The 20,186-nt window shown below is 62.0% G+C and carries 21 protein-coding genes, 1 tRNA gene and 1 pseudogene; 13 read left to right on the top strand and 10 right to left on the bottom strand.

All coding sequences use genetic code 11. The features are described 5' to 3' along the window. Positions 1 to 17: 17 nt before the first annotated feature. The 6 genes from AB7C87_RS00935 to cdd all read left to right on the top strand — a co-directional run bounded on the left by AB7C87_RS00935 (position 18) and on the right by cdd (position 7,091). The gene (locus AB7C87_RS00935) at positions 18 to 1,403 is read left to right on the top strand and encodes a phosphopentomutase/phosphoglucosamine mutase (protein WP_369727527.1); all 1,386 of its coding nucleotides are present in this window, start codon (positions 18 to 20) and stop codon (positions 1,401 to 1,403) included. Between the two features lie 156 nt (positions 1,404 to 1,559). Further along, a complete protein-coding gene (locus AB7C87_RS00930; protein WP_369727526.1) occupies positions 1,560 to 2,615 on the top strand; it encodes a BMP family lipoprotein in 1,056 nt (351 codons plus the stop codon). Positions 2,616 to 2,619: 4 nt separating this feature from the next. Continuing rightward, positions 2,620 to 4,290, top strand: a complete 1,671-nt coding sequence (locus tag AB7C87_RS00925; protein WP_369727525.1) for an ABC transporter ATP-binding protein — start codon at positions 2,620 to 2,622, stop codon at positions 4,288 to 4,290. Beyond that, complete coding sequence (locus AB7C87_RS00920; RefSeq protein ID WP_369727524.1) at positions 4,287 to 5,534, top strand: ABC transporter permease; 1,248 nt, start codon at positions 4,287 to 4,289, stop codon at positions 5,532 to 5,534. Before AB7C87_RS00925 ends, AB7C87_RS00920 begins: the two co-directional genes overlap by 4 nt. After that, on the top strand, positions 5,531 to 6,598 hold the full coding sequence (locus AB7C87_RS00915) for an ABC transporter permease (RefSeq protein ID WP_369727523.1): 1,068 nt from the start codon (positions 5,531 to 5,533) through the stop codon (positions 6,596 to 6,598). Before AB7C87_RS00920 ends, AB7C87_RS00915 begins: the two co-directional genes overlap by 4 nt. Positions 6,599 to 6,686: 88 nt before the next feature. After that, positions 6,687 to 7,091 (top strand): cytidine deaminase, encoded by a 405-nt coding sequence (gene cdd / locus AB7C87_RS00910; RefSeq protein WP_369727522.1) that lies wholly within the window; start codon positions 6,687 to 6,689, stop codon positions 7,089 to 7,091. 561 nt (positions 7,092 to 7,652) lie between these two features. Here the strand turns inward: cdd and AB7C87_RS00905 are convergent. Next, the gene (locus AB7C87_RS00905; protein ID WP_369727521.1) at positions 7,653 to 8,144 is read right to left on the bottom strand and encodes a DUF488 family protein, N3 subclade; all 492 of its coding nucleotides are present in this window, start codon (positions 8,142 to 8,144) and stop codon (positions 7,653 to 7,655) included. A 431-nt stretch (positions 8,145 to 8,575) separates the two neighbouring features. Between AB7C87_RS00905 and AB7C87_RS00900 the strand changes: the two genes are divergently transcribed. From AB7C87_RS00900 to AB7C87_RS00885, 4 genes are all read left to right on the top strand, one after another. Continuing rightward, a complete protein-coding gene (locus AB7C87_RS00900; protein ID WP_369727520.1) occupies positions 8,576 to 9,178 on the top strand; it encodes a hypothetical protein in 603 nt (200 codons plus the stop codon). Position 9,179: 1 nt separating this feature from the next. Continuing rightward, positions 9,180 to 9,674, top strand: coding sequence for a nitroreductase/quinone reductase family protein (locus tag AB7C87_RS00895; protein ID WP_369727519.1), 495 nt, complete (start codon positions 9,180 to 9,182; stop codon positions 9,672 to 9,674). A 184-nt stretch (positions 9,675 to 9,858) separates the two neighbouring features. Then, positions 9,859 to 10,398, top strand: a complete 540-nt coding sequence (locus tag AB7C87_RS00890) for a GbsR/MarR family transcriptional regulator (RefSeq protein WP_369727518.1) — start codon at positions 9,859 to 9,861, stop codon at positions 10,396 to 10,398. A gap of 91 nt (positions 10,399 to 10,489) precedes the next feature. Then, positions 10,490 to 11,314 (top strand): nucleoside phosphorylase, encoded by an 825-nt coding sequence (locus tag AB7C87_RS00885; protein ID WP_369727517.1) that lies wholly within the window; start codon positions 10,490 to 10,492, stop codon positions 11,312 to 11,314. 30 nt (positions 11,315 to 11,344) lie between these two features. On the opposite strand, the gene AB7C87_RS00880 is transcribed toward AB7C87_RS00885, so the two are convergent. Together AB7C87_RS00880 and dacZ are read right to left on the bottom strand one after the other, a co-directional pair. Further along, positions 11,345 to 12,109: a mechanosensitive ion channel domain-containing protein gene (locus tag AB7C87_RS00880; protein WP_369727516.1), complete on the bottom strand. Its 765-nt coding sequence runs from the start codon at positions 12,107 to 12,109 to the stop codon at positions 11,345 to 11,347. Between the two features lies 1 nt (position 12,110). Further along, the gene (gene dacZ / locus AB7C87_RS00875; RefSeq protein WP_369727515.1) at positions 12,111 to 12,923 is read right to left on the bottom strand and encodes a diadenylate cyclase DacZ; all 813 of its coding nucleotides are present in this window, start codon (positions 12,921 to 12,923) and stop codon (positions 12,111 to 12,113) included. 538 nt (positions 12,924 to 13,461) lie between these two features. Between dacZ and AB7C87_RS00870 the strand changes: the two genes are divergently transcribed. After that, a complete protein-coding gene (locus AB7C87_RS00870; protein ID WP_369727514.1) occupies positions 13,462 to 15,342 on the top strand; it encodes a serine hydrolase domain-containing protein in 1,881 nt (626 codons plus the stop codon). Between the two features lie 132 nt (positions 15,343 to 15,474). Here AB7C87_RS00870 and AB7C87_RS24235 read toward each other — a convergent pair whose 3' ends face one another. The 3 genes from AB7C87_RS24235 to AB7C87_RS00860 all read right to left on the bottom strand — a co-directional run bounded on the left by AB7C87_RS24235 (position 15,475) and on the right by AB7C87_RS00860 (position 16,472). Next, positions 15,475 to 15,594, bottom strand: coding sequence for a PIN domain-containing protein (locus AB7C87_RS24235; RefSeq protein ID WP_502259736.1), 120 nt, complete (start codon positions 15,592 to 15,594; stop codon positions 15,475 to 15,477). Continuing rightward, entirely contained in the window at positions 15,581 to 15,829 is a 249-nt protein-coding gene (locus AB7C87_RS00865; protein WP_369727513.1) for a UPF0175 family protein, read from the bottom strand. The genes AB7C87_RS24235 and AB7C87_RS00865 overlap by 14 nt, the downstream gene beginning before the upstream one ends. Positions 15,830 to 16,058: 229 nt before the next feature. Then, the gene (locus AB7C87_RS00860; protein ID WP_369727512.1) at positions 16,059 to 16,472 is read right to left on the bottom strand and encodes a DEAD/DEAH box helicase family protein; all 414 of its coding nucleotides are present in this window, start codon (positions 16,470 to 16,472) and stop codon (positions 16,059 to 16,061) included. A gap of 220 nt (positions 16,473 to 16,692) precedes the next feature. On the opposite strand from AB7C87_RS00860, the gene AB7C87_RS00855 reads away from it, so the two are divergent. Continuing rightward, positions 16,693 to 16,992: a winged helix-turn-helix domain-containing protein gene (locus AB7C87_RS00855; RefSeq protein ID WP_369727511.1), complete on the top strand. Its 300-nt coding sequence runs from the start codon at positions 16,693 to 16,695 to the stop codon at positions 16,990 to 16,992. 1,163 nt (positions 16,993 to 18,155) lie between these two features. Here the strand turns inward: AB7C87_RS00855 and AB7C87_RS00850 are convergent. Next, complete coding sequence (locus AB7C87_RS00850) at positions 18,156 to 18,287, bottom strand: hypothetical protein (RefSeq protein ID WP_369727510.1); 132 nt, start codon at positions 18,285 to 18,287, stop codon at positions 18,156 to 18,158. 174 nt (positions 18,288 to 18,461) lie between these two features. Between AB7C87_RS00850 and AB7C87_RS00845 the strand changes: the two are divergent. Then, positions 18,462 to 18,572, top strand: a pseudogene (locus AB7C87_RS00845) (IS6 family transposase); the annotation flags it as partial. A 10-nt stretch (positions 18,573 to 18,582) separates the two neighbouring features. On the opposite strand, the gene AB7C87_RS00840 reads toward AB7C87_RS00845, so the two are convergent. The 3 genes from AB7C87_RS00840 to AB7C87_RS00830 all read right to left on the bottom strand — a co-directional run bounded on the left by AB7C87_RS00840 (position 18,583) and on the right by AB7C87_RS00830 (position 20,179). Then, complete coding sequence (locus AB7C87_RS00840) at positions 18,583 to 19,203, bottom strand: hypothetical protein (protein ID WP_369727509.1); 621 nt, start codon at positions 19,201 to 19,203, stop codon at positions 18,583 to 18,585. Between the two features lie 672 nt (positions 19,204 to 19,875). After that, positions 19,876 to 19,959 (bottom strand) — tRNA-Leu (locus AB7C87_RS00835). A gap of 46 nt (positions 19,960 to 20,005) precedes the next feature. Continuing rightward, complete coding sequence (locus tag AB7C87_RS00830) at positions 20,006 to 20,179, bottom strand: hypothetical protein (RefSeq protein WP_165874869.1); 174 nt, start codon at positions 20,177 to 20,179, stop codon at positions 20,006 to 20,008. Positions 20,180 to 20,186 lie beyond the last annotated feature (7 nt).

The following is a 20,186-nucleotide window of genomic DNA, read 5'->3' as shown; positions in this document are numbered from 1 at the left end:
CTCCCGAAACGGGCCACATGACGCTGTTCGGGACCGCAGGAATTCGTGGGCCGGTCGAGCAGATCACACCGTCGCTCGCACTCGCCGTCGGACGGGCCGCCGGCGAACCCGGCGAGACGTTCGTCGTCGGGCGCGACGGTCGCGAAACCGGTCCCGCGCTCGCCGCGGCGATGGAGGCGGGACTCGAGAGCGCCGGCGCGGACGTCGTTCGCGTGGGTCAGCTTCCGACGCCCGCGCTCGCGTTTGCCTCTCGGGGTCGACGCGGTGCGATGATCACCGCGAGTCACAACCCACCGACGGACAACGGCATCAAACTGTTCGTCGACGGCGTGGAGTACGACCGCGAAACCGAACGGGCGGTCGAAACGGCCGTTGACGCGGACGAGTCCGTCCTTGCGGCGTGGGACGAGTGGGGGCGTTCGAGCGCGCTCGAGGTGCTCGGGAAGTACCGGGACGCGGTCGCCGCGTTCGTCCGCGATCAGTTCGACGCCGAGGACGGCTCCGGCTCGCTCCTCGCGGGTCTCTCCGTCGCCGTCGACTGTGGCAACGGGGTCGGCGCGCTCGCGACGCCACAGGTGTTAGAACGACTCGGCGCCGACGTCGTCGCGGTGAACGCGACCGTCGACGGCCACTTCCCCGCCCGCGAGAGCAAACCCACGCCGGAGACGCTCGCGGACTTCTCCGCGTTTCTCGAGGCCGGCTCGTTCGACCTCGGCCTCGCCCACGACGGCGACGCCGATCGGCTCGTTGCACTCGGGCCCGACGGCGATGTGATTCACGAAGACACCGTACTCGCCGTCGTCGCCGCCCACTACACGGCCGAGAGCGACGCGGACGATCCCGTCGTCGTCACCACGCCGAACGCCTCCGCGCGGATCGACGAACGGGTCCGCGCCGAAGGCGGTCGGGTCGAACGGATCCGACTCGGTGCGCTCCACGAGGGAATCGCGCGCGAACGGGCCGCCGGCGGGGAGGAGACGGCGGTCGTCTTCGCCGCCGAACCCTGGAAACACATTCATCCGGCATTCGGCGGCTGGATCGACGGTGTCACGAGCGCGGCGATCGTCGGCGCACTCGTCGCCGACGCCGGCGACACCGAGGCGCTCCGTGACCCGGTGACTGAACGCCCCTACCGGAAGGTGAGCGTCGACTGTCCGGACGACCACAAACCCGAGACGATGGGCGCCCTCGAGACCGACCTCCCCGACGCCTTCCCCGGCGCGAGCGTCGACACGGAGTACGGCGTTCGCCTCGAGTTTCCGGACGCCTCGTGGGTCCTCGTCCGTCCGAGCGGCACCGAACCCTACGTCCGAATATACGCCGAAAGCGAGGACGTCGACCAACTGATCGACGACGCGAGTACGGTCGTCGAGTCGGCCGTCGACGCCGGAACGCGGTCGTGAGGAGCGCACGAACCGCCGACAAACTCGACGTTCGAGCACCCAAATCCCCCGTTCGACCGCGGTCTATACACTTAGGGCATCGTTCTCACACCGTCTATTAATCGATGAACGGCCGATCCGACGGATATAAAACAGTAGTCCGCGCTAGTCAGTGTCATGCCACGCGACAGGCGAACGGTACTGAAGGGTGCTGGAATTGCTGGACTGACCACGATCGCCGGCTGTGTCGGCGGATTCGGCGATGAGGAAGGCGGTGGCGACGGCCAAGTGGGGATGGTGTACGCGACCGGAGGCCTCGGCGACAACTCGTTCAACGACATGGCTCAACAGGGCGTGATGAACGCCCAGGACGACTTCGGCATCTCGTTCGACGAGAGCGAACCGGAAACTGAAGGCGAGTTCGACGGTGCACAGCGTGATTTCGCCGAATCCGGCGATTACGATCTCATCAGCTGTATCGGCTTCGCCCAGGAAGACGCCCTCGAGGGGAACGCGGCGGAGTACTCGGATCAGAACTTTATCATCATCGACGCGGTCGTCGAGGAGGACAACGTTCGAAGCTACGTCTTCGGCGAGCCGGAAGGCTCGTTCCAGGTCGGGCATATGGCCGGATTGCTGACGAGCCAGGAGTTCGCGGCCGGCGACGGGGAAACCAACCCGGACGCGGACGTGGTCGGGTTCGTCGGCGGCGTCGAGTCGCCGTTGATCGAGTCCTTCGAGGCGGGCTACACCGCAGGGGTCGAGTTTGCCAACGACGACGCGGAGGTCGTCTCGACGTACGTCGGCGACTTCAACGACACGGCCGGCGGACAGGAAGCGGCGCTGTCGATGTACCAGGACCAGGACGCCGACATCGTCTTCCACGCGGCCGGTGCGACGGGTGTCGGCGTCTTCCAGGCCGCAGAATCCGAAAATCGGTTCGCGATCGGCGTCGACGCAGACCAGTCGCTGACCGAGCCCGACTACGCCGACGTGATCCTCGCGAGCATGGTCAAACAGGTCGACACCGCAGTTTACTCCGCCGTGGAGGCAGTCATCGATGACACCTTCGCGGGCGGCGAGATCGAAGAACTCGGCCTCGAGGAGGACGGAGTCAGCGCCGTCTACGGCGATACGCTCGGTGACGAGATACCGAGTGACGTGACGGACCAACTCGAGGAATCCCGAGCGGCGATCGTCGACGGCGACATCGACGTTCCACACGAGACGTAACCGTATGACCGAGACGGGAACGGAGACGACGGACGATCTGACGGAAAACGGGACCGCCGAGGGGGAATCGGGTCTCGCGGTTCATCTCCAGGGAATCACCAAGCGATTTCCGGGCGTCGTCGCGAACGACGAGGTCGATCTCGCGGTCGAACGGGGGACGGTCCACGCCCTCCTCGGGGAGAACGGTGCCGGAAAGACGACGCTGATGAACGTCCTCTACGGACTCTACGAACCGACGGAGGGGCGCGTCGTCGTCGACGGGAGCGAGCGATCGTTCGACTCGCCGCGGGACGCCATCGACGCGGGCATCGGGATGATCCACCAGCACTTCATGCTGGTCGAGCCGATGACCGTCGCCGAGAACATCGCACTCGGCAACGAACCCCGGAAGTGGTTCGGGCTCGCCGTCGATCGCGACCGGATCGATCGGCGGATCAACGACCTCTGTGATCGGTACGGCTTCGACGTCGATCCGGCCGCGACGGTCTCGGATCTGAGCGTCGGCGCCCAACAACGCGTCGAGATCCTGAAGGCCCTCTATCGCGGCGCCGACGTCCTCATCCTCGACGAGCCGACCGCCGTCCTCACCCCACAGGAGGTCGAGGGGCTGTACGGCGTCCTCGAGGAGCTGACCGCCCAGGGGAAGACGATCATCTTCATCACCCACAAACTCGGCGAGGCGACCCATGCGGCCGACGAGATCACCGTCCTCCGGGACGGGGAAGGGGTCGGGACGGTCGACCCTGGCAAAACGACTCGTGAGGAGCTCGCGGAGTACATGGTCGGTCGCGAAGTTCTCATGGAGACCGACGTGGAACCACGTGAGAGCGGCGACGTCGTCCTCTCGACGTCCGATCTCGTCGTCGAGGACGAACGCGACGTCGAGGTCGTCTCCGCCGTCGACCTCGAGGTGCGTGCCGGCGAGATACTGGGGATCGCCGGCGTCGACGGAAACGGACAAGCGGAGTTGGTCGAGGCGATCACCGGCCTGCGCCGCCCGGACCGTGGGGCCGTCTCGTTCGATCGCGAGGACGTCACCGCCTGGTCACGACGCGACCGAATCGACGCCGGCATGGCCTACATCCCAGAGGATCGACACGCCCGGGGTCTCGTCATGCCGTTCGACATGGTCGAAAACGGCGTTCTCGGGAGTCAGCGATCCGAACCGTTCGCCCGCTCGGGACGGATCGACTGGGACCGCGTCCGCGGACACAGCGAGGAGATCATCGAAACGTACGACGTTCGACCACCGAACGCGGACGCCGACGCCGTCTCGCTGTCGGGGGGGAACCAGCAGAAGTTCATCGTGGGCCGAGAGTTCGAACGCGACCCCGACCTCGTGGTCGCGACCCACCCAACCCGGGGCGTCGACGTCGGCTCGACGGAGTTCATCCACGATCGCCTGCTCGAGCTTCGTCGGGAAGGCGTCGCCATCCTGCTGGTCTCATCGAAACTCGAAGAGGTCCGGAGTCTCTCGGATCGCCTCGCGGTGATCTACGAGGGGGAGTTCGTCGACGTGACCGATCCCGACGACGTGACCGAAGAGGAACTCGGTCTGTTGATGGCCGGTGAACGGCCGAGTGAGGATGTCGACCGAACGGCCTCGAGTGACGAATCCGACCCGCCAACATCGAATCCCGGCACCGAACCCAGTGACGGAGGTGACCGAACATGAGGGAGTCCATCGAACAGCTCCTCGAGCGACTCGTCCACGCGTCGGTCGCCGAACGGATCGCTGTCAGCGTCGCGGCGCTTCTCGCCTCGATCCTCGTCGGCGCCGTTCTCGTCTTCGTCTCGGGCGGATTCGCCTCCTGTCGAAGCGGACTCGACGTCGGCACCTGGACGTTCTGTTACAACCCGATGCAGGTCTACTACGAACTGTTCCTGGGTGCGCTCGGACACCCGCTCGAAGCCGGCTTCCACCCGTTGAACTTCAGTCTGGCGACGACACTCCAGCAGACGACGCTGTTGATCTTCACCGGGCTGTCGGTTGCGGTCGCGTTTCGGGCCGGCCTGTTCAACATCGGTACTCAAGGCCAGCTAATCGTTGGAGGACTCGCAACGGCAGTCGTCGTACTCTACGCCGCGGCGATCACTCCCGGAGGCTTCCTCGGAACCGTCGTCCTCATTCCAATCGGCGTACTCGCCGGGGCGGCCGCGGGCGGACTCTACGGGGCGATTCCCGGCGCCCTCAAGGCCTACGGCGGCGCGAACGAGGTCATCACGACAATCATGCTCAACTTCGTCGCAATCGGAATCACCTCGACCCTGCTGTCGTGGCAGTTCCAGGATCCGAACAGCAACAACCCCCAGACAGCGCCCGTCCCCGAGTACGCCGAGATTCCGAACGTCCCGTTCGTCGGGTTCGGCGGTCGAATGAACTTCTCCCTGCTCGCACTCGGATTCGCCGTCGCGCTCATGATTGGGATCGCCTGGTTGCTCGCCCGTACCTCCTTTGGCTACGAGCTACGAACGAGCGGCGTCCAGCCAGATGCGGCCGACTACAGCGGCGTCGACGCCAGACGAATGACCGTCGCGAGTATGACGCTCTCGGGCGCACTCGGCGGTATCGGCGGGGCGTTCTGGGTCCTCATGGTCCACGGCCGCTGGCTCGAGAACGTGCCGGCGCTCGGCTTCGACGGTATCGCCGTCTCGATCCTCGCGGGGAACAACCCCCTCGGGGTCGGTGCGGCGGCGTTCTTGTTCGGCGTTCTCCAGAGCGGATCGCGCTCGATCAGCACCGCCACCGACGTCCCGCCGGAACTCGTCGGCATCCTGAGCGGGCTGATCATCCTCTTCGTCGCGATGCCCGAGTTCTTCCGCATGATCGGGACGCGCTACGTCGACGTCGGCTCGAGCGAGCCGGTTCGCGCCGACGGCGGTCGAATCGACGGCGAAAACGGAGGTGAGAACCGATGATCGACGGCATCTCCCGTCGAACGCTCCTCTCGGCTGGCGTCGGCCTCGCGGCGATCTGGATCGTCGTCGGGCTCGTCTTCCCAGACTCGTGGGCCGGCGTCTCGCTCTCGATCGCGGCCAGCCCGAGTACGCACACCGCGACGCTCCGTCTCGCGGTACCCATCGCACTCGCCGCGATCGGCGGCATCTTCGCCGAAAAGAGCGGGGTCATCAACATCGGTATCGAGGGACTGCTCATCGTCGCCGCGTTCAGTGCGATCGTCGTCACCTACTGGCTCGGATCCGGGGAGTCGACGTTCGCCATCTCCCATCACTGGTGGGGACTGCTCGCCGGCGTGCTCGCGAGCACGCTGTTCGCGTTGCTGTTCGCGATCGTCTGTATCGAGTACAAAGCCGACCAGATCATCGCCGGGCTCGCGGTCTGGCTGATCGCACTCGGGCTGGCGCCGTTCGTCTCGCGGATCGTCTTCGGCAGTCCCAACACGGACGGCGTCGGTCGATTCCAGAACGTGACGGTTCCGGTCCTCTCGGACGTGCCGGTCGTGGGCTACCTGTTGTTCGACACCCCGCCACAGGTCTGGATCATGCTCGTGGCGGCGTTCGCCGGCTGGTACGTGCTCAAGCACACGAGCTTCGGCCGGTGGGTCGTCGCGAGTGGCGAGAACCCAAAGGCGCTCGATACGGCCGGCGTCGACGTCCGGAAAGTTCGGTATACCGCCGTCATCCTCTCGGGGATCTTCGCCGGCCTCGGCGGCGCCGGCTTCGCACTCGGCCAGCTCGGCACCTTCGCCGGCGGCGGCGAGACCGACATGCAGGGCCGTGGCTTCATCGCGATCGCCACCTACCTGTTCGCGAACTACCACCCCCTCGGCGCGCTCGCCGGCTCGTTCCTCTTTGCCGGACTCGACGCGTTCCAGCTCCGGCTCCAGGGGGCCGGCTACGCCGTCCCGACGGAACTCATCCGGACGATCCCGTACCTAACGGTGATCGTCGTCCTCGTCTTCGTCGGCCGCACCACTCTCCCCGAGGCGGCCGGCGATAACTACGAGTCCGGCGAAGAGTAACGACTCGAGTCGTCGTTCGTCGGGGCGGAGTCGTCGCGTGGGCTCACCGGGCGGTGCTTTCTTGCACGTTCCCGTCGCATCGGGAATCATGACTGACAAAATCGACGACCTGCTCGAGGCCGCCCGCGAGATCCAGTCGGCCGCACACGTCCCCTACTCCGAGTACCGCGTCGGCGCCGCCATAGAGACCGAAAGCGGCGAGGTCTTCGTCGGCTGTAACGTAGAGAACGCCAACTTCAGCAACAGCCTCCACGCCGAAGAGGTCGCGGTCGCCGAGGCGGTCAAGAACGGTCACCGCGAGTTCGCCCGCATCGCCGTCAGCTCGAGTCGGCGGGACGGCGTCACCCCCTGTGGCATGTGTCGCCAGACGCTCTCGGAGTTCTGCAAACCCGATCTCGAAGTGATCTGTGACGAAGGCGAGGGCGAGGAGCCGAGCGTCTACAAGCTCGGCGAACTGCTCCCCGATACGATTTCCCAGGAGACACTCGAGTGATTCATGCCGGGCCCCTCGAGGACGTCGTTCGCGGACCACCCTCGAGGACGTGGCGCGCTGGGGCGCGGTGAGCGGATAGCGAACCGCGCCCCCACTCGCGTGGTCTTCGCGAACGGAGTGATCGAATGGCTCGGAAGACACTCGCGTCTTCCGGTGGATGAGCGACCGACGGGAGCGAATCGGCTGGGGAGGACGTGGCTACTCATCGTTGCCAGCTTCGAGTGGGGTGGCCGTTGGTTTCGTGTAAACTACTTGCTCTGGCCGTTCCACTCGTGCGGACGAGGATGTCATAGCGGTCTTCCATTGAGTCCTTCCGCACACTTCTACGGCTCTTCCACACCTTCGTTCACTGCGCACACGAAGACATCGCAACGTCGCGAGCGGTCTCGTTGTCACTCGGCCCCTCGACAGTGCGCGCCACCGCAGGTCGAGGAGACACAGTAGAATCGGTAAGGGCTATCGCAGTCGGTGAAACGACGTGCGAACGTCGCTCGTCGACCGTCCCGATGCCCCCGCTCGTCGAGCGCTCCCCTGACACACGACACAGGACAACAGTCTGTCTCACTCCCGACGGCGGTCCTCGAGCACGTTCCGCAGAATCGTCCGGTGACAACGCTTTTTCTCCGTGTTCTCGTAACAGACGAGCGCGATCGACTCGCCCGACTCGAGGCGCTCAGTTAGATCCTCGAGTGCATCCCGTGCCTCGATTGACTCCTCGAGATGCCGTCGGTACCGGTCACCGAAGTCGGCCTGATCCCAGGCCGCATTGTGCGCGCCCTCCTCGCAGATGCCGCGCATCTTCAACCCGTCTTCGGCGTCGCGAACCGACTCGAGGAGCTCCGCGGGCGGGCCGAGTTCGGGGCGATTTTCGTCCACCGCGGCGTGAAACCACGACGTCGGCTTCCGGACGACGCCGACGAGCGTCGCGTCCGGCGACACGTCGGCAAGGTCGTACTGGAGGGCGGCGACGTACGTGTCGGTGAGGATGAACCCATCCGTATCCGATCCCCCGTCGTTTCGGTCGGCGTCGGATCTCCGATCCTCTCGTTCCATACCTCACCCAGGGCCGTCACGCATTTATGCCAGTTGTTGCAATCGTGAGTGTTCGGGTACTCCGACTCCAGCACGAACGACGTCACGAGTTCGAGGATGAACGCCTCGCTGTCTCCGAGACGTGAGTAGTCCAACGCCTCCAAGTCAACGACCTGCGTGTCTTCCAGCCGATTGATGCCGTAGCCGTAGTTGTGCTTCCCACCGACCTATAGTCTCAACTGAAACGATTTGCACACCGCTCGTAGTCATCAGCCGGAGACCGGCGGAACAGCACGTCTCCGGCTGAAAAACCACGAGCGGGTGTGCAATGACGTTCAGTGGCTACTATCGAGACCGTCCAGAGCGCTCCCGACATCGCGTTTTTTCACAACTCCGTCTCTCAATGCCCGGCACCGATACAGTAATACCCACACACACACTATATTCGGTATATGGCGAATATAGAAAACAATCGGGCGTCCGTCTCGAGCGAAGCGGACGCCCCCATCACACCTCGAACGGGTGTCGTCGGCTACTGGGATCGCCTGGTCGGCCCGACGGCGACGCCCGCCGAACAGGGGGTGACACTCGCTGTCGCGATTTGCTGGACGCTCGCTGTCTGCGGGTACGCAGTGTACGCCGATCTGGGGTGGTCCACACTCCAGTTAGCGGTCGTCGCCGCGATCACATTCGACGTGGCTGGAGGCGTCACCGCGACCGCCTCGGTGAACGGGCGGCGGTGGTGGCACCGAGCCGGAAAAACTAACCGAGATCACTTCATGTTCGTAGCCGGACACGTTCACCCGTTCGTCCTCGCGGCGCTGTTTGCGAGCGTGACGTGGACCGCGGCCGGAATCGTCTACGCGTACGTGCTCCTCGCGTCGATCCTCGTCCTGGGCGTCGGCCCAACCCTCCGCCGACCGGTCGCCCTCGCGCTGTTCTCGGGGTGGGTGCTGTTCGCCGCGTACCAGTCGATCCTCCCGGTCGGGCTCGAGTGGTTCGGAACGCTACTGGCACTCAAATTACTCGTCGGCCACCTCGTCGGTGAGGCCTGAGATGGCCGGCGGACGCGTCCGTTCGCTCGGCCGTCGCTTCGAACACCGAGTCGTGAACCCGTTCGTCCAGTGGATACTACGCTCGCCGGTCCACTGGCCGATGAGCAGGTGGCTGACCATCCTCACGTACGAGGGACGGCACAGCGGCCGATCGTTCTCCACGCCGGTTCTCTACCGGCGAGATGGTGACAGTATCGTGTTGCTTACGCCTACCGAACAGACGAACTGGTGGAAGAACTTCCGCGGTGGACACCCGCTCAGCCTCCTCATTCGTGGAAAACGGCTCACGGGTACCGGGAGGGTCGAAACCGACGACGAGGTCGTACTCGAGACGGTGCGCTGGGCGGCCTCGCTGCTCCGTCTGGCGAGCGCTGTGATTCCGGGACGAACGATCCCAAGTGAGTACCGGCTCCGCGAAAAAGCGGCCGAATTCGTCGTCGTGGTCGTGACCTTTGATGAGGGGTGGTCCGATCAACAGGGCAGCATCTCCGGTTGACGCTCCTCCCGACGAAAGAGCCCGGATACCGGTCGTGAGCCATCGGCGTGAATAGATGGGTTCACGGTGGCGGCGTTCAATAGAACCGAACGAGCGCAAACGGACGCGTTCGGGATTTCCGTCGCGTTCATGAGGGGGTAACACGAGTCGAATGGACTCGACGGCAGACCGATCGAAGCCACCAATGACAAGTGATGAATTCGAACAGGCGCGCGACGCCATTGTCGACGCCATGGCCCAGGCCGCGGAAGTGTACGGAATCAATCAGAGCTACGGCCGACTATACGGAATTCTCTATCTGTCGCCGGAGCCCTGCTCGCTCGACGATCTGGTCGAGGAGAGCGGGTACGCTAAATCGACCGTGAGTTCGGCGATGAAGGCACTCGAGCGGTACTACCTCGTTTCGAGGCACTCGAAACCAGGGGAAGGAAAACGCGTCTATTTTACCGCTGAAACCGACTTCTGGACTGTATTCGAGGAGATCGGTGCGCAGGAAGGCCGACGAGAACTTCGGATCATGACACGCGGTATCGACTCGGCCGAACGGGCCCTCGAGGAGGCACCCGAAACGGAGCGAACCGAACACGCTCGGGAACGCCTCGACGAACTCACCACGCTGTTCGAACGGATCGACACCTTGTTGACCTTCGTTTCGGATCACTCGCTGGACGAACTCGTCGAGTTGATCGAACTGGCCCAAACGATCGACGACGATCGGTCGTAAGAATCCTACTCGGTATCACGGATCATGCTGAATAAAGACGTCGTATTTACAACAACTGATATACGGCGCCGCTACGAATCCCGTCTATCACATGCCAGCAGACAGCGAAGATCCCCACACCGACGTACAATACCACCTCGAGGTCGGTTCCGGTGACGTCGCCGAAACCGTTCTCCTGCCCGGCAACCCCGAGCGACTCGAGAAGATCGTGCCCCACTGGGACGACCACGAGGTCGTGGCCCACCACCGCGAGTATCGGACGGCGACGGGGACGGTCGAGGGGACGCCGATCTCGGTCACCTCGACGGGGATCGGTAGCCCCTCCGCAGCCATCGCGGTCGAGGAACTGGCCCGCGTGGGCGGTGAGACGTTCATCCGCGTCGGCTCCTGCGGGGCGCTCCAACCCGAGATGTCCGTCGGTGACCTCGTGATCACGACCGGCGCGGTGCGCCAGGAGGGGACGAGCGACGAGTACGTTCGCGAGGACTACCCGGCCGTCGCGGACCACGAGGTCGTCTCCGCGTTGGTCGCCGCGGCCGAACGACTCGGCTACGACTACCACACCGGCATCACGATGAGCGCCGACTCCTTTTATGCGGGCCAGGGCCGGGAGGGCTACGACGGGTTCCTGGCAGAAGGCTCCGAAGACCTCGTCGATCACCTTATCGACGCAAACGTCAAAAATATCGAGATGGAAGCGAGCGCGATCTGTACGCTCGCGAACCTCTACGGCCTCCGAGCGGGCGCGGTGTGTACCGTCTACGCAGACCGCGACGGTGGCGAGTTCGCGACGAAAGGCGAATCGCGCGCCGCCGAAACCGCCTCGCTCGCGACGCACCTGCTCGCGCGGATGGACCAGATCAAACGCGAGGCCGGCGTCGACAGCTGGCACGCCGGACTTTCGCTCGAGGAGTGACACGCCCGGAGAGCGTCGAAACGGATTCCGTCAATCACGAACGCGAACGATCTCGTCGTCGAGCACTCGCCGATTGAGCACGATGTACTCCTCGGAGTCGTCCTCGATTTTCGTGACGAAGAGATCGACTTCCTGGACGATCCCCGTCTGGTCGCCGACTCTGATCCGGTCGCCGATCCCGTAGGGCTGGTTGAGCAACAGGTAGATTCCGGCCGCGGCCGAGAGGAGGAAGTCCTTGAACGTGATCGCGCCAACCACGACGATGCCGGCCGCGTAGACGACCAGCAAGATCAGGAGTGGATAGACGTAGACGCCGATCTGTCCCAGCGCGACGAGAAACGCCACGTACAGCACCGAGTACTTCACGAGTTTCGGGATGACCGACACCTCCGGAATCTTCACACCTCGCAGGTACTCGCTGACCATCAACTCGGACTTGTCGGCGACGATGAACCCGAGGATGAGCACGAGAATCGCGATAAACGCCTGTGGGATGAACCCCACGACCCGATTCCAGAACGCGTCGGTATCGAGCAACTGGGCGATGTGGATCGCCGTCAGGATCGCGATCCCGTAGATGAACCACGAACTCAACCGCGCGACGATTTCGACCGTCGACGTCCCGATCGACTGGGCTGTCCGCTCGAACGGCGTCCCCTCGACGGTTTCGGGGACGCCCGAGGCAGTCAACAGCTCCTTGTTGAGCCGCCCGACGAGGTAGCCAACGACGAGCCCCAGCGCCAGTACTGCCGCTGCAATCACCGCCGGTTCCTCGATCAGCGTCTGCCAGTCCATCTCAGTACGCCTCCGGATCGACCTCGAGGATGAGCTCACCGGCTTTGAACGCCCGTACGAGCCCGTCGCTCTCCGAGAGGACGACCGCGATCGCGTTCGTATCTCGCGTGATCGCCCCGCCGGCCATGTGGCGCGCGCCGAGACCTTTCGGGATGTCTACGCCCTCCGCAGACGGCTCGAGGTAGCGGTAGGCCGAGACGAGTTTGCCCGCATCCGAGATGACGAACGCTCCATCGAGACGAGAGAACTCCTTCAACATCACGTTAACGATCGGATCGCCGACGTGAACGTGGGACTTCTCGAAGGGGTTGTACGACAGCGGCCGGGACTTGTTCATCACCTTCCCCGCGTCGCCGACGATGAACAGCGCGCCGACCGGTTTCCCCTTCTGGCCTTTCTTGCCGAGTTCGATCGCGAGTTCGACGACTGCCTTGATCACTTCCGGTTCCGCACGGGACTTCGCGAACAGATCGTAGACGCCCGTGCGGTCGTCGGCACTCGCGCGCACTCGAGAAACCGTATCGATCTCGTCGTCGAAGACGCTCGTCGCACAGACGAGTTCGTCGCCGCCCTCGATAACGCCCTGTTCGAGACCGCCCTCCAGCCCGAAGCTGATCCGTTCGCCGACCTCGTCGAACTCGAGGGGTAACTCGACGAAGACGTCCGCGCCGAGGTCGTTTTCGGTTCCGACGACGATCACGTCGACGTCGTCGATCGTGGCAAACCGCTCGTAGTACGAGCCACTCGGCCCGAAGAGCATGACGGCATCCACACTCGAGAAGAGATCCCCGAACACGTCGTCTAACCCGGCCATTGCTCATACAAGCCGTGTCCGCGCGAATAAGCGTTTTGGACCGTCTGACGTCCGTCTGTCGCTTTACTCACGACACACGACAACTCAATTATCCTATCGATCGCGATTCCGCTTTCGCTGAGTCGCAATCCCAGCGGGAAGACGCCTCCGCTCGTCGGCTCGAGAATCGTCCACTCGGGAAATCACAACGTACGGCAACCTATCGAGCCGATAACTCTCGAATCGACCCGCTGGATCAGGCGTCGGATCGAAGCCCGTTCTTCGAGAGGAAAATCCCCGACGTGTTCTCTCACAAGCATGATCTCTTACAAATACCTTTCGCGTGACTGGTATCTCGACAACTCTCATTCCGATTCTATTGGGGTGGCCGACGCGGGTTGATCCACCGATGCCATCGAACGTCTCCCCGGAAACCGTGCCGTCAAACGTGAACCTGGACGTCGTGAACGCTCCTGTCGATGGACCACCACGGCGTACGCCGTCGAAATCCACCGCCAGCAAAACGAGATGTCCCTCGAGGCGTCGGTTTTTGGGGTCTGTGGCGGGAACGACGGCCGCCGCGGCGCTCGTCCCCAGCAGGTCCGCGTCGGCGAGCGAGCCCGCCGACTCGCCGATCGAACCAGCGGAACCGCCGACTGAACGTGACGTCCAGACGTTCGTCGATGAAACCCTCGAGCGAACGCTCGCGGAACACGGGGCCGGCGGAGCGGTCGCATCGGTCGTTCACGACGGTGAGATCGTCGCACTCGCCGGAAGTGGTTCGGACTTTTTCGACGACTCGACGTCGGCCGACCCCGAGGAGAGTCCGTTTCGGATCGGCTCAATCGCGAAGACGATCACCTACACCGCGGCGATGCAACGAATCGACCGCGGTGGCATCGATCCCCACGAGGACGTGACGAACCACCTCGAGTGCGTCTCGATCCGGGAAGGGGACGAGCCGATCACGCTCGCCCACTTGGCGACGCACACCGCCGGTTTCGACGTCGGCGCGTTCGGTATCGCGACGGATCCGGATCAGCTTCGGCCGCTCGCCGACACGCTCGAGAACCCGCGCCCGGAACGGCTCCGACCGCCGGGTGGCGTGCCGTCGTACACGAACTACGCGACGGGACTCACCGCGCAAGTCGTCGCCGACGAGACCGGATGCCGCTTCGAGGAATACGTCCGCGAGGAGGTGTTCGAACCGCTCGAAATGTCACAAAGCGCGTTCGAACCTCTCTCCGACGAGTACCTCCCAAACGAATCCGGACCCGACGCGGATGCGTTCGCGTCCAAGGTCTCTCACTTCTCGCAGGTGCCGCCGGCGGGCGGGATGTGCTCGACCGCGGCCGACGTGGGACAGTTTATTCGTGCGGTACTCGGGGACGGATCGACCGACGGCGGCCGAATCCTCTCACCCGACGCGGCCGACGCGTTGCTCGAGCAGTGGGGCACTCCCCACGACGCCCTCGAGGGGGTCGGCTTCGGCTTCTGGCGACAGCGCCGGGGTGAGACGGTCGTCGTCGGCCACGGTGGCGGGATCGGCTCCTTCCGGGGCGATCTGCTTCTCGTGCCGGAACTGGACCTCGGACTGTTCGTCGCCTCCCACAGCGAGCAGGGGGTAAACGCCTACCAGGCGCTCGATTCGTTCGTCGAGGCCTTTCTCGACCGTTTCGTTCCGGTCGAAGCGCCGGACATTCCGCCGACCGGGAATGCCGACCCCGATCACGCCGGGGCGTATCTCGACCCGACTCTGCTCGAGTCGGACCGGTACAACACGGTTCTCGGCTTGGGCGATGCACCGCCCGAACGCCTCGAGATCGACGCGGACGGGTTTTTGATGACCGGCGGCGACGATCACCGCTGGCTCGAGGTCGACTCCGGCGTCTACCGGCGTGCCGACGGCGCCGAACGGCTCGCGATCCGCGAGATCGACGGCGAAACGTACCTGTTCCGTGGCAGTAGTCCGACGACAGGGTACCGCAAAGTTGCTACCCACGAGCGGCCGACCGTGCACGCGGCGCTTCTCGGTGCGTCGCTTCTGGTTGTGGTGAGTGGCGCTGTCGGCTGGCCGGTCGCGGCGGGCTGGCGCCGATATCACGGCGACGATACCGATCCGTCGTCGCCGAAATCGTGGACCCGCGCCAGAGCGGTCGTCGGAGGCGCCGTCAGCTTCCTCGCGCTGTTCGGCGTCGGCGCCGCGGTCCTCGTCGCCACGGGCGGGATATTCTCGCCGCCCACGTGGCTTCCCGCCGTGTTGGCGATACCCGCGCTGGCCGCGATCACGACCGTCCTCGCCGTTGGATTCGCCGCTCGAGCGTGGTGGGACGGCCACTGGTCGCGCTCGAGACGACTCCACTACACGGCGGTCGTCTGCGCTCTCGTGGTCGTCGCGTGGGTTCTGTACCGCTGGAACCTCCTGTTCGGATCGTACTGAGGCGGGTGGTTCTTCGGTACTCCGTCAAGCGTCGACGTACGAGTCGAATCGGATACCCGCGATCGGTTCGCTCGTCACGTCTGGCTTGACGAACCACTTAGGGAAACGTTCGCGGCCGGATCGAAACTCGTCTCATACCTGCTCGGCAACGACGACCGACGAAAACTGCTCGCGACTTAGGTCGAGTCGATCGATCAGCGCGAGATCGAGAAGGGGAGACGTGTCGGAAACGACGAGGTTATCGTCGCCCATATTCGAGATCGTCGGCGAGTTCTTCGTCCGTATAGTGGCGGTCGACTTCGCGTTCACCGAGAAGACGATGGAATTCGCGATGCGACAGTCCGGCGAGTTCGTGCGCTTTTCCACCCGAGAGAATCCCTTCTCGGGACAACGGGATCGCTAGCTCCCGCCGGATAACGTCTTCCCGCTCGTCTTCTGGAACGTGTAACGAATCGTAGACGTCCGACGGTACGTTGATCGTCCGCATACACGTTCGTTGCCGATTCTGCTACAAAGCCTTGGGTCGATTGGATCGGTACGGTCGAGCGCTCGTGAGTTCTCCGATGCGACGATAGTACACTGGATTTGGCTCGAAGTTGAAAGTCGTGTATAGCGAGGTGTCGTGACACAACTCGGCATCGAATCCTCCTACATCGTCGTGGTGACCAGTTAGTTCGAGCATCTCGAGCCGGTCGAACCGGATCGCTCCGCGGGCGTCACACACCGTCGCCACGTCGGCCGTCGATCGACTCCTCGCGCTCGAGAGGATTCGCGGACGGATCACACTCGAGCAGACCCGACGCCAATCCGCCGGTCGACGAGACGGTTCCGGTCCGGCGTGGCCCGTCCCGATCCTCCCGCGGCCGGTACGGCATCGTCGCCTCCGGACCGACTAGTTGCAGGCCCGCCTGACTGGCTTCCGCTCTGATCTGACGGAGGTGGCGTCTAACGGCTTTGTGAGCGTTCGTCTCGAGAGCTGGAACTCGATCCGGGTGCTCGAGATCCGCGAGTAACGTTCTGGTGAGGACGTCCAGCTGCTCGAGGCGGGTCTCGATCGAAGGACGTGCGTTCGTGGCCGATTCGCTCCGCCGGTCGAGGGGTTTAGTATCCCGTGAATCGTCGGTTGTCATGCTTTCGGAGACTGGTTACGGGAGCTATTGCGGTTCGGTGTCACCACCACTGATCCACCGCATTTGACTCTGGAGAGTCGCATCTGCGTCGAGCTTCCCTGTCGAGTACTGTGTGGTACACACATTTAGACTTTAGTGTATATAGTCCACTTATGAGCCAAACACCTCAAAGAAAATTCGATCCGGTGCAGTTAATCACCAAACCGGTGATGGCCGGGGTATGCGGGCCCGTGTCTCGTGGATGAACGAAGCCGACGATGCGATCCTCGAGTATCTACAGGAACTCGAAACCGAGGCCGGCCACCGAATCGCGCTCCCGCCGACTGCCGTCTGGTTCAATCTCGTGGAAGAACTCGGCGTTCTCGACCGCAGCCAGAATACGATTTCTCGTCGAATGAACGTCCTCTCCGATGCAAATTTGCTCGAAAAGACCGACGAGAAGCGCGGATACTACCGAATCACCGATCGAGGACTCGCGTACCTCGAGGGAGAACTAGAGGCAGGGAAACTCAAGGAATAACCAAGCGTGGTGATCCGCCGTTAGTTCGTCGTCGAGAGCGAGAAGGTAACGAACCTGTTGATCGCTACGTTCCGGTCTCTATGCGCGGGAACCAGTATTGCCGGATCAGTCGTGGACTCCGGCGCGGTTTCTGTCACACCAGTCTTCGAACGCGTTCTCGAACTCACTGAATAGGTTCCGGTGAAAGTCACCAATGTAGGGGAGTGGATACCGTTGATCTTCGTCCGGAGAATGCGCTAGGTAATCGCCAGCGCTATCGAGATCGCCTTTTGGCGTCGCTTCGAAATCTCGTTTCTGGAAGTAGAGATGGTAGCAATCGTTTCCATCTCGTGTCCCTTTATACGTGACCGTGAGACACCAGTAGTCTCCGTGTTGGAAGTCGTTCCGTAACCCCCAGAGAAACGTGCCTCGACGAACGTAGTCCGGTGGGGCCTTGCTATCCCGTGCGGGAAGAAAATACTCTTTTCCGATATACTGATTCAAACGCTTATTGAGGATGGATCGGATCTGTTCGTTGTAGGAGTACAGCGACGAAACGTAGTTATGAACTCGTCTATAGACCTCGTTCTCTACGTCCGTTGTGTCGGCTCCTTCTTCGACGATGATCGTCCCTGTAGTCGAGATATCATCGCACATCCGAGCCAGTTCGTGAACGTTCCCGTGAACGATATAAGCTGATGAACGCGCTCGCACGAGATCACGGTCAGTAACCGGTTGTGCCGGCCCCTCCGTGTGACCCAATAATTGATCTATCGTATTTGTAGACCCAGACTCGCCCATCGAATATCCATTATTCGTCGTCAGCGGAACTCGACATCTTCGACGCCGCCTCGCGGTCTTTTAGAAGTTGTTCCCTGGACTGACCGGTTGTTTCAGCCAGTTCATCTACGGTGGGAATATCCTTCAGGCCCATCTTCTTGTCTCTAGGTTCTCCGGTAAACAATTATACCTTTCGCACAGTCAGATGCTGGATTCGTGCCAGGCGACTTTGTGTAATTTCCCAACCGATACGCACCTCGTCTTCGCCACCACGATACCTATAGTAGCCACTGAAAGTCGATGCACATCTGATCGAAAGACGGCTTCGTGATCAGTGTATAATTCGTTTCAGTGGCTACTATACACCACTCGAGTCCGAGCAGTTTCTCGGAGCCGTGTCGTCGTCATGGATCGGCATCACGCCGGTCGTCGATCGACTCGTCGCACTCGAGAAGGCCCATCGGTGAGCCGCCGGTCAACGAGACGGTTCCGGTCCGGTGTCGGCCGTCCTGATCCGCTTGGGGTCGGTAAGACATCGTCGCCTCCGGGCCGACCAGTCGCAAGCACGCCTGACTCGCCTCGGCCCGGATCTGGAGGAGGTGACGCCGGACTGCTCTGTGGGCGTTCTTTTAAACGCGAGAACTCAGTCCAAATGCTCAAGTTCCGGATCAACCTTCTGGTGACCATCAGAACGCTCCGTGTTCTGAGGTAGTCCAGCCAACGCACGCCGTTGGCTCAGACACTTCAGACACCACTATAACCACGATCATCCAAATCAAGCACTGAACAACCGAACACCTGCGGAGGAGCTGCTAAACTAGACAGTGGCGGCTACAGATCATCACGTATTTTTGACTTGCGGCGGCTCCCCTCCACCCGATAATACTGAATAGCAGAATCCATCATCTGGGCCACAATAGATAAAGCCTGAATTATCTCCTCTTCCTTCCATTTTCCTGTCTGTTTGTAGAATGGTTTCCCGTTTCGCTTTTGCCGATATGGTACAGCGGCCCGACTGAGAAGTTCCTGAAGATCATCGAATGTTACCACAACGGGATAACTATCATGATGGTCTTTGTATTCCGGATACTCTTCACGCGGCACCCAATCGAGTATATCACGCAAAGCGTCAATGTCGTCCTCTTGTACGTGTATCAGTAACATTGTTGGCTCAACTTTGTCAAACAATTCTTCAAGAAGATCTCGCGAAAGCTCGGGAACATCGGGAGATTGTTGTTCGTGCCCCAGTTTCCATTGTTCAAGAACTTCTGGGGGATACTCCTCTGGTGCTTTGTCAACTATTTCGTGATGAGTTGGGCATAATATAATTAGATTTGAATACTTATCCCGTTCGCTGTCATCCATTTCTGGGTCATACCGTGGCCCTCCAGAACTGCGGGCACGTATATGAGAAACATGCCCAATTACAATATTTAGATCTAAGTCTACCACCTCGTTGTCGCAATCTGGGTGCGCACATTTATTTCCCGAAGCCGCCCATAATTTCTTTTGTGTCGTCAGTGGGATTCCCACAAGTTAGGCCTCCGGCTAATACAAACACAGTAGGACAACTACCAAAACATTTCTTATTTTCTACTGAAAACGTCAGAAAGAATCGGGACTATTCTGTAACAGTTTGAGAGAATGAAATCAAGAACTCGATTATAGCAGTCGCACTCCTCAACCTCGTTGAGAAGGCTCTACGTGTGGCAAAATATGCTTTGGGAGCTTGACTGATACGCAATGTACATCTGTTGGGCATGCTGCGTGCTTCCGCGCAGCAACTCCGCCACTCGGGCTATGTCGATCTCAACAGTGCGTTCTTCGGACGGAAACAGCCTCATAGTACTACTTACAGCGACAGGATTGAGCAGTTAAGACGATCAAAGCGACGACGATCACCGGTACAGAGTCACTGGCGGTGTTGGACGTATACTGCTATATCGACTGATTTTCATGTCTGGCCAGACGAGGAGGGGACGAGCGGTAGGGGAGCTGAAACACTCGGTCTGAGTGCGCGGGACCGGATTTGAACCGAAGCAAGACGGTCACTCTCGCTTCGCTCGAGTGCTGCGACTTGCAGGGTTCAAATCGGTCCTGCTCTTCGCTCACTTCGTTCGCTCATGCGCGGGACCGGATTTGAACCGGCGGACCCCTACGGGACAGCGTCCTAAGCGCTGCGCCTTTTCCTGGCTTGGCTACCCGCGCTCACCTCGAGATTTTGCCGATTCGAGTAAGAACCTGTCGATCCGTTTCACTCGTGTTTGACAGGCTCCTCGGGCGACCAGTCCGGCGGAACGATGAACGTGACGTGCTCCGGATCGCGGAGCTGATGTAACTCAGCCGCCTGTTCGGCCAGCGATCGATCTCGATACGGCATCTCGAGACCGCAACCGGTACAGACGAGCTTGCAGGTTGGTTCCTTCATGACGGAC

Origin of the sequence: Natrarchaeobius versutus (assembly GCF_041205745.1) — an archaeon.
Classification (GTDB): domain Archaea; phylum Halobacteriota; class Halobacteria; order Halobacteriales; family Natrialbaceae; genus Natrarchaeobius; species Natrarchaeobius versutus.
This window is presented reverse-complemented; position numbering and strand designations above follow the sequence as displayed.

Excerpts from the sequence above, each read along its gene's own strand:
- AB7C87_RS00935 (WP_369727527.1), top strand. The coding sequence starts at position 18 with ATGACGCTGTTCGGGACCGCAGGAATTCGTGGGCCGGTCGAGCAGATC.
- AB7C87_RS00930 (WP_369727526.1), top strand. The coding sequence starts at position 1,560 with ATGCCACGCGACAGGCGAACGGTACTGAAGGGTGCTGGAATTGCTGGA.
- AB7C87_RS00925 (WP_369727525.1), top strand. The coding sequence starts at position 2,620 with ATGACCGAGACGGGAACGGAGACGACGGACGATCTGACGGAAAACGGG.
- AB7C87_RS00920 (WP_369727524.1), top strand. The coding sequence starts at position 4,287 with ATGAGGGAGTCCATCGAACAGCTCCTCGAGCGACTCGTCCACGCGTCG.
- AB7C87_RS00915 (WP_369727523.1), top strand. The coding sequence starts at position 5,531 with ATGATCGACGGCATCTCCCGTCGAACGCTCCTCTCGGCTGGCGTCGGC.
- cdd (WP_369727522.1), top strand. The coding sequence starts at position 6,687 with ATGACTGACAAAATCGACGACCTGCTCGAGGCCGCCCGCGAGATCCAG.
- AB7C87_RS00905 (WP_369727521.1), bottom strand. The coding sequence starts at position 8,144 with ATGGAACGAGAGGATCGGAGATCCGACGCCGACCGAAACGACGGGGGA.
- AB7C87_RS00900 (WP_369727520.1), top strand. The coding sequence starts at position 8,576 with ATGGCGAATATAGAAAACAATCGGGCGTCCGTCTCGAGCGAAGCGGAC.
- AB7C87_RS00895 (WP_369727519.1), top strand. The coding sequence starts at position 9,180 with ATGGCCGGCGGACGCGTCCGTTCGCTCGGCCGTCGCTTCGAACACCGA.
- AB7C87_RS00890 (WP_369727518.1), top strand. The coding sequence starts at position 9,859 with ATGACAAGTGATGAATTCGAACAGGCGCGCGACGCCATTGTCGACGCC.
- AB7C87_RS00885 (WP_369727517.1), top strand. The coding sequence starts at position 10,490 with ATGCCAGCAGACAGCGAAGATCCCCACACCGACGTACAATACCACCTC.
- AB7C87_RS00880 (WP_369727516.1), bottom strand. The coding sequence starts at position 12,109 with ATGGACTGGCAGACGCTGATCGAGGAACCGGCGGTGATTGCAGCGGCA.
- dacZ (WP_369727515.1), bottom strand. The coding sequence starts at position 12,923 with ATGGCCGGGTTAGACGACGTGTTCGGGGATCTCTTCTCGAGTGTGGAT.
- AB7C87_RS24235 (WP_502259736.1), bottom strand. The coding sequence starts at position 15,594 with ATGGGCGACGATAACCTCGTCGTTTCCGACACGTCTCCCCTTCTCGAT.
- AB7C87_RS00865 (WP_369727513.1), bottom strand. The coding sequence starts at position 15,829 with ATGCGGACGATCAACGTACCGTCGGACGTCTACGATTCGTTACACGTT.
- AB7C87_RS00860 (WP_369727512.1), bottom strand. The coding sequence starts at position 16,472 with ATGACAACCGACGATTCACGGGATACTAAACCCCTCGACCGGCGGAGC.
- AB7C87_RS00855 (WP_369727511.1), top strand. The coding sequence starts at position 16,693 with ATGCGGGCCCGTGTCTCGTGGATGAACGAAGCCGACGATGCGATCCTC.
- AB7C87_RS00850 (WP_369727510.1), bottom strand. The coding sequence starts at position 18,287 with ATGTCTTACCGACCCCAAGCGGATCAGGACGGCCGACACCGGACCGGA.
- AB7C87_RS00830 (WP_165874869.1), bottom strand. The coding sequence starts at position 20,179 with ATGAAGGAACCAACCTGCAAGCTCGTCTGTACCGGTTGCGGTCTCGAG.